Source organism: Methylotenera versatilis 79 (genome assembly GCF_000384375.1).
GTDB classification, from domain to species: domain Bacteria; phylum Pseudomonadota; class Gammaproteobacteria; order Burkholderiales; family Methylophilaceae; genus Methylotenera_A; species Methylotenera_A versatilis_B.
The window spans coordinates 1598350-1612468 of the sequence record NZ_ARVX01000001.1; the positions used below are offsets into that span (position 1 = coordinate 1598350).

At 42.2% G+C, this 14119-nt stretch carries 12 protein-coding genes; 1 reads left to right on the plus strand and 11 read right to left on the minus strand.

Annotated features, from left to right (window positions below; translation table 11 throughout):
- Positions 1–93 precede the first annotated feature (93 nt).
- Positions 94–900 carry a hypothetical protein gene (locus tag METVE_RS0107895; protein WP_020167927.1) on the minus strand — a complete coding sequence of 269 codons (807 nt, stop codon included), beginning with the start codon at positions 898–900 and terminating at the stop codon, positions 94–96.
- 181 nt (positions 901–1081) lie between these two features.
- On the opposite strand from METVE_RS0107895, the gene serB reads away from it, so the two are divergent.
- The gene (gene serB / locus METVE_RS0107900) at positions 1082–1936 is read left to right on the plus strand and encodes a phosphoserine phosphatase SerB (RefSeq protein WP_020167928.1); all 855 of its coding nucleotides are present in this window, start codon (positions 1082–1084) and stop codon (positions 1934–1936) included.
- Between the two features lies 1 nt (position 1937).
- Here the strand turns inward: serB and METVE_RS0107905 are convergent, their stop codons facing one another.
- From METVE_RS0107905 to METVE_RS0107950, 10 genes are all read right to left on the minus strand, one after another.
- Positions 1938–2747, minus strand: a complete 810-nt coding sequence (locus METVE_RS0107905; RefSeq protein ID WP_020167929.1) for a ferritin-like domain-containing protein — start codon at positions 2745–2747, stop codon at positions 1938–1940.
- 6 nt (positions 2748–2753) lie between these two features.
- Positions 2754–3590, minus strand: coding sequence for an SMP-30/gluconolactonase/LRE family protein (locus METVE_RS0107910; RefSeq protein ID WP_020167930.1), 837 nt, complete (start codon positions 3588–3590; stop codon positions 2754–2756).
- 70 nt (positions 3591–3660) lie between these two features.
- Positions 3661–4236, minus strand: a complete 576-nt coding sequence (locus tag METVE_RS0107915; RefSeq protein WP_232496443.1) for a hypothetical protein — start codon at positions 4234–4236, stop codon at positions 3661–3663.
- 117 nt (positions 4237–4353) lie between these two features.
- Positions 4354–5586, minus strand: coding sequence for a PQQ-dependent sugar dehydrogenase (locus METVE_RS0107920; RefSeq protein WP_020167932.1), 1233 nt, complete (start codon positions 5584–5586; stop codon positions 4354–4356).
- A 35-nt stretch (positions 5587–5621) separates the two neighbouring features.
- Positions 5622–6938, minus strand: a complete 1317-nt coding sequence (locus METVE_RS0107925; protein ID WP_020167933.1) for an NAD(P)/FAD-dependent oxidoreductase — start codon at positions 6936–6938, stop codon at positions 5622–5624.
- Entirely contained in the window at positions 6931–7260 is a 330-nt protein-coding gene (locus METVE_RS0107930) for a c-type cytochrome (RefSeq protein ID WP_232496444.1), read from the minus strand. The genes METVE_RS0107925 and METVE_RS0107930 overlap by 8 nt, the downstream gene beginning before the upstream one ends.
- 236 nt (positions 7261–7496) lie before the next feature.
- A complete protein-coding gene (locus METVE_RS0107935; RefSeq protein ID WP_020167935.1) occupies positions 7497–7988 on the minus strand; it encodes an ankyrin repeat domain-containing protein in 492 nt (163 codons plus the stop codon).
- 110 nt (positions 7989–8098) lie between these two features.
- Entirely contained in the window at positions 8099–12019 is a 3921-nt protein-coding gene (purL, locus tag METVE_RS0107940) for a phosphoribosylformylglycinamidine synthase (protein WP_020167936.1), read from the minus strand.
- A gap of 216 nt (positions 12020–12235) precedes the next feature.
- Positions 12236–13024, minus strand: a complete 789-nt coding sequence (locus METVE_RS0107945; RefSeq protein ID WP_020167937.1) for an FTR1 family iron permease — start codon at positions 13022–13024, stop codon at positions 12236–12238.
- 260 nt (positions 13025–13284) lie between these two features.
- Entirely contained in the window at positions 13285–14109 is an 825-nt protein-coding gene (locus tag METVE_RS0107950; RefSeq protein ID WP_020167938.1) for a peptidylprolyl isomerase, read from the minus strand.
- Positions 14110–14119 lie beyond the last annotated feature (10 nt).

Here is a 14119-nt window from a genome sequence, read left to right on the forward strand (position 1 = left end):
GTGCATGAGCGCTTGTAATTTGGCTGATTAAACCAGTTAATAAAAATGGCGAGGCAAAGTTTTTTGCCTCGCCATTTAATTTAAAACAAAACTCTATAAATCTTGTTCCCAAGCATTGCCATATACTTTACCGTTGCGCGATAAGATAAACATTTGATACATGCTAGTTACCCACATAAATGTCGATGCGACGCTGTAACCGATACCGCCGATAATCGTGAACCATGCAAAACCAGGATTTAACTTGGTTAACCACCATGACAATATATCCACAATTAAGAATGCAAATGGGAATGCGATAGCAATGATTTTAAGTGTTTTCGGCACACCAACTGCAAAGCTGAAAATGAAGCCGATAAAGAAGAAGATAAAGCTAATGCCAAATAAGTGAATGTGCGATACGCGGGTTAAGCTTTGAATGGTCGCGCCTTCGCCAGTTGCGGCTACTTTTTGTACTTCTTCGAAATTTTTAAAGTTAGGGATATTCGGCACAACGCTGTGACACATTACGCAATGTTGCGCGAAAACGCCTTTAAAATGTGCATCCCAATCATCTTTTGGCGCGCCTTTGTGTACCCATTGAATAATATCTGCGCGTACTGGGTCTGGCGCATTGGCTTTCATTGAGCCATTTAATTTGCTCTCTAATAAACTGTGTGTGCGGTCGCCATAATAGCTATAGACAATGTCATTTTTAGATAAACCAACTTTGCCGTCTGCCATGCCGTGGGTGAGCATGATTTGCAAACCTGCCATCAATAAACCAACGCCGATAACAATTAAATAGCCCGCAAATAAAGTTTTTAATGGCCATGGTAGATTAGGTAGATTTAACCAAGCCAAATTGGCAGGTACATTATTTGTTGCGTTATTTTCTGTATTATTTTGAGTCGTTTTCATGCAAATCCCCTAAAAAGATGAATGAAAAATTTTTTATTTGATGATAAAAATTCTTTGATTAATTATAAGTGAGAAGCGAGCATCAACCTAAGATAATCTTAAACATAAGCGATTATTGCGCCCAGTCTTTAATTGAATTATTCAACTGATATAATTGATGTTTTAAACAGGTTAAGTTTTTATGCGTTTAGTTATTCAAGGCCGTGCAATCAGCGTGGCGCATCTTACTCATATTCATCGCTTGGTTGGCGGTAATACTCAATTTATGCAGGTGGCTGAATTTGCCTATTATTTGCCAGTATCTACCAATGATTATTTACCTGATCATTTTTCAGGCGTACAGACTTTTTGTGCCGAACAGAAAATCGATTTTGCGTTAGTGCCAGATGCGCAACGTTTGAGCCATTTTGGCTTATGCGTGATGGATATGGATTCCACGTTAATTAATATCGAATGCATCGATGAAATCGCGGATTTAATGGGTTTGAAACCACAAATATCCGCGATTACAGAAAGTGCGATGCGTGGCGAAATCAATTTTTCCACCAGCTTAATACAACGTGTGGCTTTGCTAAAAGGTTTGCCAGAAACTGCATTACAACGCGTGATTGATGAGCGCTTGCAGCTGAACCCCGGCGCGCAGGAATGGATTGCCGCGTGTAAGGCAAACAATATTAAAACCATGGTGGTTTCTGGCGGATTTACGTTCTTTGCTAACCATGTTAAAACTTTGCTTGGCTTAGATTATGCGGTATCGAATACGCTAGAAATCATTGATGGAAAACTGACTGGTCATATTGTCGGTGATATTGTTGATGCAGAACGCAAAGCAGCAGAGTTGCTCAGTTTGCGCGACAAATTGGGATTAAATCCTGACCAGACGATTGCAATCGGTGATGGCGCAAATGACCTTAAAATGATGGAAATTGCAGGAATCGGTGTGGCGTATCATGCCAAACCAGTTGTGCAAGAACAAGCTAGTTACGCACTGAATTTCAGCGGTTTAGATGGCGTTGCAAACTTATTAACTGCTTAATTTAATTCAGTAAAGCTAACTCTGCTTCAGTAAAACCCGCTTGGCGCCTTGCCTCTAAATTGAAAGGAGGGCGCAATTTTGGCGCGCTGTATTGTTTGCAGAGTAATTCAAATGTGGCAATTGGCTCTAACTCACGCAGCTGGCAAAGCCAGTTATACCAATAATTACCGATGGCAACATGGCCGATTTCATCGCGCAAAATAATGGCCAAGATGTCAGCAGCAGCCATATCACCCACTTGAGAAAGTTTGTTGCGTAACGAAGGGCTGGCGTCTAAGCCGCGCGCTTCCATGGTGCGCGGCACTAATGCCATCCGCGCTAAAACATCATCTTTGGTTCTATCAACCATTTCCCACAAGCTATTATGACCAGTCAAGCTGCCATATTCAAAGCCTAGTGTGTGCAGATGCGCATTCAATAGTGAAAAGTGAAGCGCTTCCTCAGTGGCTACTTTTAACCAATCAGTGTAGTAATTTTCAGGCATATCGGCAAAGCGCCAAATCGCATCTAACGCCAGATTGATTGCGTTAAATTCAATATGGGCGAGCGCATGTATTAACGCCGCGCGACCTTCAATGGTGCGCATCGAGCGTTTAGGTAATTCTAGCGGACCAACTAATTCGGGTTTGAGCGGCCTGCCAGGAATGGCAGCGGTGGGAGTTAACGGTTTTTTTGACTCAATAATTATCCGTGGATTTTTATCGTGAGTCATGGCACCTAAAGCCATAACGCCCGTAGCTTTAATCATCGCATCCGATTCGCAAAGCCAATCCAGCGCGGCTTTGCGAAGCTCCAACGGTTGCTGCGGCATACTCAATTATTTAATTTCAAGAAAATCCAGTTCGCCTGCTTTCATATCTGGAATCAATAAAAATGTTCCGTCATAAGATAAAGCAATGTCTGCAGAAGCTTTGTAACCTTCTTTAATCACGCGTGCTTTGCCAGCAACTACTTCAAATATTGTGCCGCTTTTCCAAGAGCTAATAATGATTTTGCCTGCTTTGGTTTTGACTAAACCATCGCCACCAGCAAAACCTTCTGCCACTTTGGTGGTTGCGCCAGTTGTTAAATTAATGCGATACAAAATACCGGATTCAAAATCAATCGATAGCAAATTATTACGACCTTCAAATAACAGGCCATTTGGCGCCAGAATATCTGGATTTTTGCTATCGACCACCACAGTAACGGGCGCACCACCTTTAGCGACTTTATATATTGAACCGCCGGATTTTAAATCACCGCTATCGCTTACAAATAAATTGCCCACTTTGTCGGCTTCTAAATCGTTTAGGAACACAGGTGGTTTAGGGAAAGCTGTTGCCGCGGCATATACCTGCCAAGTGCCATCTTTTTTGATTTCAATAATACGCGCTTTATCTGCCACATAAAGCTTGTCGCCAATAATCGCTAAGCCTTTTGGATCATCTAAACCTTTTGCAAAAACGGTGACATTGCCTTTTTTATCGACTTTACTGATTTGACCGTCACCGTTGACATCTGGCGCGCCGATTTCAGAAATATAAATTGTGCCGTCTTTGGCTTGCACAACTGATTCTGGCGTTTTAAGGCCAGTAATTTTTGTTGGCAACGGATCTTTTGCATAAACAGTTAATGTTTGAAGTAAAGCCAATGCGAGTAGTGTTTTTTTCATTTTCTAGTACCTTTTGAGTGTTTTTAATGGTTAAGTTTGGAATTAACTAGGTTTAAATTAGCTTAGCGTCTCAGTAATAAATTTTGGCGACAGGTAAATCGTCTAACGCTGCACAGAGCGCTTTCGCATTGCCATTTTGTGCAGTGTTGATCGCCGATGTAAACGATTTGTCAGTTTCTAATTTGTTAATGATTTTATCCATCGCCTTAATATAGGCTTTTTCCATGTAAAAATCCGGTTTAATACCTAAATCACCATTTTGCTGCGCTTGTTTTTTTACGCTGATAAATGGCTTTTCTAAATCTTTTAGTTCAGTCGAATTAATAAATACTCTGGCAATCATCTCTGCATGAAAAACGCGCAGTTGCGGGTTATAAAACATATGCGGCTCTAGCAATAAAACCACATTCGCATTCTCGCTATTTGCGCAGTGCTGAATATTTTCAAAGCGTTTTTCCAGTGATTTAAAAGCTGCTTTTTCCGCAAGCGGGCCCTTCATATGCCATACATCCAAATAGGGATGCAACAAGCGTACAGGATGCTCATAATGGGTTTTTGCGATATGCACGGCAATATTTCCAGGTAACTTAGCATGCTGTAACGGGGCACTTTCTGCTAACGCAATATTAGCCATGAATAAGCTCATGAGTAACCAGATAACTGTTTTAAATAATCGATTGATAAGCATAATTGGTCTTAAATATGGGTTAACTTAATTGTTTTATAATAGACATTAATTTATTAAGTAATTGATTTTTAATAATTAATTTTCTTTGTATGTGATGCGATAAATGTAGCCAGCGCGGTCATCAGAAACATATAGTGCACCATCTTTACCGACAATCACATCAATCGGCCTGCCCCAAACATTGGCGCTGTCTTTCTGTTCATTTATATTCAGCCAGCCAGTGGCAAAATCTGTCACTTCAGTTGGACTATCACTATCAAATTTTACGCGCACCAATTTATAACCGCTAGGTTTTTGGCGATTCCATGAGCCATGTAGCGCGACGACTGCATCATTTTTATATTCTGCCGGCCAGTTGGTTTTATCTAAAAAAGTAATGCCAATTGGCGTTGAGTGTGAAATAAACGTAATGGCGGGCGGTGTCGTGGTTTGGCAAAAACTGGCTTCGCCGACGAAATTAGGGTCTTGAACCATCGATTTTAAGTTATCGGGATTCCCCCAGCAATAAGGCCAGCCATAGTGTTTGCCCGCTTCAATCTTATTCAAATGCTCAGGCGGAATCTCATCATTCACTTTGCCATTTTTAGTACTGGAACGCATATCCGAACCATTATTCGTTGCAAACATCGCATCAGTTTTTGGCTGCCATGCAAAACTTTGGCTGTTGCGCAAACCTCTGGCCCAAGTGGGGTCAGCGGCATGTCTGCCAAGTGTCACTAAACTGCCAGCGGGTTTTCCTTCAAGCGTATAGCGCTGGATAGTGGCGCGGGTAGCGTCTGTTTCTGTACACACATTACAACTAGAGCCGATATTGATATAAAGGTGATTATCTGGCCCCAATTTGATGGTTTTTTGCGTGTGATGGCCGAACGCTAAATTGCTGATAAAGGATTGCGGCGCTGACCATTTTTCACCATTACGTGTCAATTTAACTATGCCATCCTGATTAGCGATTAGCATGGTGTCGTCAATTAAAACCAAACTATTAGGTGAGTTTAGATTGCTTGCAATCACGACAGGCTTTTCAGCGATGCCGTCTGCATTGGCATCTGGCAACATAACCACTTGATTCGAACTGGCTAAAGCTGCGTATAAGCGCCCTTGTTTATCAATCGCCAGCATGCGTGGTTGACCATAATTTTCAGCTAATTTAGCAAAAATATTGATTTGAAATCCAGCTGGTAATTGAATGGGTAAGTTGCTGGGCGGCGCGATAGATTCTGCACCATAAGCGCAACCAACATTAGTCACTTGGCATAATGCAAACGATAGATACAAACCAAATTTATTCAAAAAAGCACTTAACATATTTTACAGTCTAAAAAATTAGGTCAAATTGAGTGTTAAGTTAACACATCTGACCAAATATTAGCCGCCCATGCAGCAGCATATTGGCCTTCTAATTCAGATGCTTTCAGCGAAACGCCGCCACCTTCGGCTGAAATCATGATTTTTTTAGCTTCGTCATAGCGATAAACATTGGCAACGTGCATCGCCTGTTTATCATCCACATAACTGTAGCAAGTGTTTGCAAAAACTGGGCTAGCGTCAGGTGCGCGATGCTGCATTAATTCCACAATCGCACTCGCACATACGCGTGCTTGGCTGGTTGCCATATGTGCCGATTTTGGCAACGCGGCTGAAACTGAATCACCGATCACATGAATATTCGGTGCTAATTTAGACTCGTAGGTTAAAAAATCTACTTCGCACCAACGTTTATCAATATTATTTAAGCTTAACATTTGCGCTGGTTTGCCAGCGCGCTGCGGTGGAATAATATTCAGCACATCAGCCGCCACCGTTTCAAAATCTGTTTTGACGATTCTGCTGTTAATGTCTACTTCAAGCACAACGTTGTTGGGACGATAATCAATGATGCCAGCATAGTTCTCTGCAAAAACTTTGGTGAATAGCCCTTTTTTAGAAGTGATTTCCGGGTTCGCATCCAACACAATTACTTTGCTTTTTGGCTTGTGCTTTCTGAAATAACTTGCCACTTGGCAAGCGCGCTCATAAGGGCCGGGCGGGCAACGATAGGGCGCTTTGGGTACGTTCATTACAAACGTGCCGCCATCAGCCATGCTTTCTAATTGCTGGCGCAAGTTAACCGTTTGCCAGCCAGCTTTCCATGCATGTGGAATTTTTGTCTGTGCTTCTGCAGATTGTAAGTTAGGTAAAGTGTCATAGATCAAATCAATGCCAGGCGCAATAATCAAACGGTCGTAAGTGATTTCACCGCGCTTCATCGTTACTTTTTTATTGGTCGCATCAATGGCGGTTACTTCATCATTCACCCATTGCACGCCATGATTTTTTTGAATCAAATCGTAACCAAAAGTCAGATCGTTAATCGTCTTGCTACCGCCTAAAACTAAATTACTTAACGGGCAAGATACAAACTGGCTGGATTTTTCAATGACGACTACATCAATACTATCCGCACTCCACATGCGGATATATTTGGCAGTCGTTGCACCAGCATAGCCGCCACCAATGACCACCACGCGGCCGATTGCGGATTTGGGCTTATTCATGACACAGCCACTGATTAACGGATAACTGGATATTACAAGGCTGGCCGCACCAGCGGTTTTAATAAAATCACGACGACTTTGATGTGGTTTTTTATCGACTAAGTCTGGCTTAGATTTAGTCATGATTGCCCTTTAAAGTTTGCGGCTTTAATATTTGCGATTTAGGGCTAATTGCGGTGATTGGTTTTTGCGCTGCAAAATATTCCGCTAGTTGATGGATTTCCTCTACTTGCAAACCTTTAGCATGGCGATGCATCACTGTGGCTTGTCTGTCGCCATTTTTAAAGGCCAGCATTTGTGTGATGAAATAGTTTTTATCCATGCCTGCCAAAATAGCATTTCCAGCTAGCGCATTACCATTAGTACCGTGGCACGCTGCACATGAAGCAGCCAATGTGCGAATGTGTAAATTGGGAGCAGATAAAGGAACATCCTCAGCGGCCATGCTTATTAAAGACAAGCTTGTTACAGGCAAAACCGCTAAGGATAGTAGGATGAAACTTGAAACTGATTGTTTTTTCAGTATTTTGTTAATCATTGAGTGTTCATAGTTTCAATTAAAAACACCATTTTAAACAGGTTAACTTATTTTTATTGTGACTTGCATCACGCTTAAATCGCACTTAATAATCAAACTGAGATAGTAAAAGATTAAAAATTAAGTGCGTTTAGAAAATACTTTTAGAAACATTTCTCTTCTACACAGCCATCATCTTTAACGCCAAGTGATGTCAGCAATTTAACCATTTTTTCACCGCGCTCGCCTTCATCTCTCATCACGCGAATAATTGAGATGTCGCCTTTCATTTTTTTCTGAATATCGGCACCATTTTTAGCTAGGTAATTCACGATATCGTCGTAATTATCAAAAGCTGCTAAATGAAATGCCGTCATTTTTGTCGCTGGATGCACATAATCTAAATCTGCACCTTTTTCTTTCAGATATTTGACCATTTCAAATTGGCCCTTAGTTGCGGCCATTTGAATAGGTGACCAAGCAAAGAATTTTTCATTCACCACTTTTGGATCTTTAGCGACATATTGTTTGACGACTTTCAAATTACCTTTACCGATTGCATCAGTAAACTCAACAGATTCATCATCTGTCATTGCGAATGCGTGCATGGATAAACTTAAAGCCAACACTGCAAAAAGTGCTTTTAATTTGTTCATTCTAATAATCTCCAACCTTTAAAATTTTTGTTTGGCAAAATGCCTTTTGAATAAAACTAATATTATTACAACGTTAACTACACATGAACCATACCACTAAAATTAACGTATTAATCTACGTATTTTCTGGCATTTCGGAACATTCTCATCCAAGGTGCATCTTCTGTCCAACTATCAGGACGCCATGAATGTTGAACTGCTCTAAACACCCTTTCAGGATGTGGCATCATAATACTAAACCGTCCATCTTGGGTGGTTAAGCCCGTGATTCCTAGCGGCGAACCGTTAGGGTTAAACGGGTAAATTTCAGTTGGCGTTGACGCATTGTTCAAACCAATCGCATTTTCAACAAAGCGCATCGTCAACAACTTTTTATCCAGCACATTGTTGACAGCCGATTGTGAGATAAATTCCGCAAAGCCTTCGCCATGTGCAACAGCAATCGGCATGCGGCTTCCAGCCATACCATTAAAGAAAATAGAAGGTGATTCTAGTACCTCTACCATCGCCACACGCGCTTCAAACTGTTCCGATTTATTTTTAACAAAATGCGGCCAATGTTCAGAGCCGGGAATAATGCTGTGTAAATTACTCATCATTTGGCAACCGTTGCACACGCCAAGCGCGAATGAATCGGTGCGATTAAAGAATGCGCTGAATTCATCATTGGCGCGGTTATTAAATAAAATCGATTTTGCCCAGCCTTCGCCTGCGCCTAAAACATCGCCATAACTAAAACCGCCACAAGCCACTAAACCGGCAAAATCTTTTAATTTAACGCGCCCGCTGATGACATCGCTCATATGTACATCGACACTAGCGAAACCTGCGCGGTCAAACGCAGCCGCCATCTCTACTTGGCCATTCACGCCTTGTTCACGCAGAATCGCCATCTTTGGTTTGACGCCTTTATTGATATACGGCGCTGCGATATTTTCATTGATATCAAAGGTTAAGTGCGCGTGTAAACCCGTATCGCTCACATTTAATATGCGGTCATATTCTTGTTGCGCACACACAGGATTATCGCGCAGGCTTTGCATGCGATAAGTCGTTTCAGACCACATGCGATGCAGATTAACGCGACTATCAGCAAAAACAGGCTGGCTATTTTGAGTGATGTTGATTTGATTTAAGTTGGTAACTGAGCCGATAACATGCGTACTTAACGACTTGAATTGTGTTAAAACTGCATCAACATCTGACGCGCGCACTTGAATCACAGCGCCTAATTCTTCGTTGAATAGCGCACTGGCGATATCACCTTGCAAGTCAGCAATGTCAATATCGATACCACAGTGACCTGCAAAAGCCATTTCTACTAAAGTGGTGAATAAACCGCCATCGCTTCTATCATGATAAGCCAGCAATTTGTTTTCGACATTCAATTGTTGAATTGCGGCAAAAAACGTAGTTAACTGCGTTGGATTATCCACATCTGGTGCTGTGTCACCAATCTGACCATAAACCTGCGCCAAACTGCTACCGCCCATACGATTTTTGCCATTACCTAAATCGATTAAAATCAGTTTGGTTTCGCCTAAATCGATGCGCAACTGTGGCGTTAATGTTTTTCGCGCATCTAAAGTATTGGCAAAGGCTGTCACGACTAATGAGATAGGTGAGGTCACCGCTTTTTTGGTATCGCCATCATCCCAGACAGTTTTCATGCTCATAGAATCTTTGCCGACAGGAATGCTAATGCCAAGAGCAGGGCATAATTCCATGCCAACCGCTTTTACCGTTGCAAAAAGTGCCGCATCTTCGCCTGCATGTCCTGCAGGTGCCATCCAGTTGGCGGATAATTTCAAGTTGCTGATGTCATCGATGGCAGCGGCGGCGATATTGGTAATCGCCTCACCAATCGCCATACGGCCAGAAGCTGGTGCATCAATCAAGGCGATTGGCGCGCGTTCGCCGATAGCAAATGCTTCGCCAACATTGGTTTCGTAACCTGCTAAAGTGACTGCAACATCGCTAACGGGGATTTGCCACGGTCCGACCATTTGATCGCGCGCGATTAAACCAGTGACCGAGCGGTCGCCGATAGTGATTAAGAACGTTTTATCCGCGACGCCTGGTAGCCTTAAGACGCGGCTGACAGCATCTTTTAAATCGATTTTTTGCGTGTTAAAAGTGGTTAAGTATTTGGCTGCCGTTTTCACGTCGCGTGTCATTTTGGGCGGTTTGCCAAGTAAAACGCTTAAATCCATATCAACAGGATTATTATTAAAATGATTATCGGCGACGGTTAAATGTCGCGCTTCGGTGGCATAACCGACAATGGCAAACGGACAGCGCTCGCGCTCGCACAAGGCTTTAAAATGCGGTAAATCTTCTTGCAGAACTGCCATCACATAACGTTCTTGCGATTCGTTGCTCCAAAGCTCGCGCGGTGACATGCCCGGTTCTTCATTATGTACATCTCGAATTTGAAAAGCTGCGCCAACTTTTGCGTCATTCACCAGTTCAGGGAATGCATTTGAAATACCGCCAGCACCCACATCATGTATGCTTAAAATAGGATTTTTATCACCTAATTGCCAGCAGCGATCGATCACTTCTTGCGCACGACGTTGCAATTCAGGGTTGCCGCGTTGTACGGAATCAAAATCCAGATTTTCAGTATTGCTGCCGGTATCCATGCTGGATGCCGCGCCGCCGCCTAAACCAATCAACATCGCTGGTCCGCCTAGCTGAATAAGTGCTGCGCCAGCTGGTATAGCATTTTTATGCGAATGTTCCGCTGAAATATTACCTACACCGCCAGCCAGCATGATTGGTTTGTGATAACCACGAACTTCAACATTACCATTCGAATCAGCAGCTTCCAATTCAAACGTACGGAAATAACCTGCAATATTCGGGCGACCAAACTCATTGTTATAAGCAGCGCCGCCTAAAGGCCCATCCGTCATAATCTGTAACGGTGTGGCGATTCGACCGGGTTTGCCATATGGTGCTTCCCAAGGTTGGGCAAAGTCAGGAATATTCAAATTCGATACTGAAAAACCGGTTAATCCCGCTTTCGGTTTAGAGCCAACACCGGTTGCGCCTTCATCACGAATCTCACCGCCTGCACCAGTTGCCGCACCCGCGAAAGGTGAGATAGCAGTCGGGTGATTATGCGTTTCTACTTTCATCAAGTAATGTGTATCTTCTTCTTTAAAACCGTATTCACCAGCAGCATTTGGGTAAAAACGCTGGGTTTTTTGACCCGCAATAATAGAAGAGTTATCTGAATAAGCAACAACAGTATGGCCAGGATTCAGCTTGTGCGTATTGCGAATCATGCCAAAGAGTGAAATATCTTGCGCTTCACCATCAATCACCCAATCGGCATTGAATATCTTGTGCCTACAGTGTTCAGAGTTCGCTTGTGCAAACATCATCAGCTCGACATCGGTCGGATTGCGGCCGATTTTGCTGAAGTTTTCAACTAGGTAATCGACTTCATCTGGCGATAGCGCCAATCCCATTTCATTGTTCGCTTTATTCAGCGCCGCTGTGCCGTCTTTTAAGATATCGATACTATTGAATGGTTTAGGTTGTGCGCTGTGAAATAATTTCTGCGCATCATTTAAATCACCTAATACGGTTTCTGTCATGCGGTCTTGAATGATGGCTTTTAGTGCATTTTTTTCAGCATCATTCAATGGCGTGTTATTTACTGTAGTCACGTAAAACGCGATGCCACGTTCAATACGTAATACGCTACTTAACCCGCAATTATGGGCAATATCTGTAGCGCGCGACGCCCAAGGTGAGATAGTGCCAATGCGCGGTACGACTAAAAACAACTCACCAACGGGCTCTTCTAATTGTGCTTGCGGACCGTAAGTGAGAATCTGTTTAAGCGATTGTTGCTGTGCATCGCTCAACGGCGCTTCACTAAATGCAAAATGCACAAATTCCGCATAGATATGCGTAATGCTGGGCGCTGATTGTTTTAAGGTGGCGTAAAGTTTATCGAGACGGAATGGTGATAAGGCAGGGCTGCCGCGAAGGCTTAAAAATGAGGTGCTGGGCATGGGCTGTAAGCAACTGAAAGAGTTAAAAAATTAGCGTTATTTTAACAGAAAGCGTAAGCGCTATTCTGATTAAATAGTTTAAATTTAAGCTTAGTTAATCATTAAGTATTAAGGAAAATACTTAGTTTTTAGACACTTGAAAAGCGTCAATCGTTATTTAAAGATAACTTTAAAGAGCTAACTTAAACTGAACGATTGACGTTGAAACGATTTGATTTAATGGCTACTGACTAATTTTGATGCATTTTTACTGGTTAAGAAGCTGTACGCTAAGAACGCCAACGGCACTAAAACCAAGCTGTAAGAAATCCAAGCGCCGACGCGGCCTTGAGGGCCGAAAGTTTCGGTTGCGGCGTGCCAGTAAGCATTATCGATAATGCCTAAATTAGCTACTTCAATTGATTCGGTATATTCGTGAAACGCATAAATAAGCAATTGAATTGAAAATATCACCATAAACGCAGCGGTTACTTGGAAAAATAAGCCTAAATTGATGCGATGGCCATATTTGCTCCATGCAGCAGCCACAGCACCAGCAACGATTAAACCTAACACGCCACCAACGACTAAATTAGTGCTGTCATTACTTTGCGCTAAAGAGGCGATCATGGTTGCTGCTTCTAAACCTTCGCGGCCAATCATCAGTAATACAAAGGCAAATATTGCGGCTTTTGCACCGCTGCCAGGGTTAGCAACGGCTTTATCAATTGCACCAGTAATCTCACTTTTCATGTGCTTGCCCATTTTTAACATATGCATCGTACAGCTAATCACTAAAATGGCGGCTGTTAATGCTAATGTGCCCTCCCAAAATGGGGTGAGTCCACCAATTTTAGCCAATGCGATACCCAAGATAATACAGGCGATAATTGCGACGTAACAGGCGCTGCGTACAGATGGAATGAGTTTTTCGCCACCCGTTTTAGTTAAGTAAGCAATGGTGATTGCAATGATTAGAAAAGCTTCTAAACCTTCTCTAAACGTAATCATAAGGGTTTCAAACATGGTAATTCCTGATAAATAAATCGGTTAACTATTGGGCAGAATTTAAAATTTATTCTGATTGAATCAAAATGTTCTAGATGATAATAGTTCTTGATTGTCGCATATTTTATTCGGTTAACAATTGAGTGAGCTGAAAATATTTGTATGGTTTATTTACAATGCCTAGTTGCATTGGATAACTAAATCATGGCAATAAAAAAGCCTGCGATTGCAGGCTTTTTTATTATGTAAACACTTACCTAGAGTGAATTAGGTAGCGCTTATTTAGTCGCTGCAGGCGTAGCAGTTGCACCAGGAACATCGATTTTAGCTTTTGCTTTTAAATCCAACATCATTTTTTCTAGTTTACGTTGTTGCAATGTACGCTCTAAACCTTCTTTTACTTTATCGTATGACGGCACTTGTGTGGCGCGCGTATCGATCATTTTAATCACATGCCAGCCGAATTGAGTTTGCACTGGCGCAGGTGAAACTTCACCTTTTTTAAGTGTAGAAACAGCATCGCTAAATGGTTTAACCATGCCAGCAGGAGAGAACCAGCCTAAATCGCCACCTTTTTCTTTAGAGCCAGGATCCATGGATTTTTCTTTTGCCAATTTAGCAAAGTCGCTGCCTTTTTTGATTTGCGCTAAGATATCGTTCGCTTCAGCTTCAGTTTTTACTAAAATATGGCGCGCGTTATATTCTTTATCGCCCAGCTCTTTTTTGTATTGTTCGTAGGCGGCTTTGGTGTCTGCTTCTGTCACTGGATTTTTCTTCATGTAATCAGCTAGGAAAATATTAACCAGCAATTTGCGTTGCGTTAATTCTTCATTGACTTTGTAGTCAGGCAATTTATCGATGCCTTGTTTTTGCGCTTCTTGATACGCTAACTCTGAACCAACTAACTCATTGATAATGGCGTTTTTCATGCCATCAGATGGTTTTTGACCGCGCGCTTGCGCATCTTTCATGATGTAATCGACCCAAGATTGCTTGATGGGCTTGCCGTTTACAGTAGCGACTGAATCGGCTGCATATACGGAAGGTGCAATTGAAAGTGCTGATAATGCAGCGATTGCAACGAAAATTTGGGTAATCTTCATAAAAATCCTT

Bases quoted from the DNA above. Each gene is read 5' to 3' on its own strand.
- METVE_RS0107895 (WP_020167927.1), bottom strand. From the start codon at position 900: ATGAAAACGACTCAAAATAATACAGAAAATAACGCAACAAATAATGTA.
- serB (WP_020167928.1), top strand. From the start codon at position 1,082: ATGCGTTTAGTTATTCAAGGCCGTGCAATCAGCGTGGCGCATCTTACT.
- METVE_RS0107905 (WP_020167929.1), bottom strand. From the start codon at position 2,747: ATGCCGCAGCAACCGTTGGAGCTTCGCAAAGCCGCGCTGGATTGGCTT.
- METVE_RS0107910 (WP_020167930.1), bottom strand. From the start codon at position 3,590: ATGAAAAAAACACTACTCGCATTGGCTTTACTTCAAACATTAACTGTT.
- METVE_RS0107915 (WP_232496443.1), bottom strand. From the start codon at position 4,236: ATGAGCTTATTCATGGCTAATATTGCGTTAGCAGAAAGTGCCCCGTTA.
- METVE_RS0107920 (WP_020167932.1), bottom strand. From the start codon at position 5,586: ATGTTAAGTGCTTTTTTGAATAAATTTGGTTTGTATCTATCGTTTGCA.
- METVE_RS0107925 (WP_020167933.1), bottom strand. From the start codon at position 6,938: ATGACTAAATCTAAGCCAGACTTAGTCGATAAAAAACCACATCAAAGT.
- METVE_RS0107930 (WP_232496444.1), bottom strand. From the start codon at position 7,260: ATGGCCGCTGAGGATGTTCCTTTATCTGCTCCCAATTTACACATTCGC.
- METVE_RS0107935 (WP_020167935.1), bottom strand. From the start codon at position 7,988: ATGAACAAATTAAAAGCACTTTTTGCAGTGTTGGCTTTAAGTTTATCC.
- purL (WP_020167936.1), bottom strand. From the start codon at position 12,019: ATGCCCAGCACCTCATTTTTAAGCCTTCGCGGCAGCCCTGCCTTATCA.
- METVE_RS0107945 (WP_020167937.1), bottom strand. From the start codon at position 13,024: ATGTTTGAAACCCTTATGATTACGTTTAGAGAAGGTTTAGAAGCTTTT.
- METVE_RS0107950 (WP_020167938.1), bottom strand. From the start codon at position 14,109: ATGAAGATTACCCAAATTTTCGTTGCAATCGCTGCATTATCAGCACTT.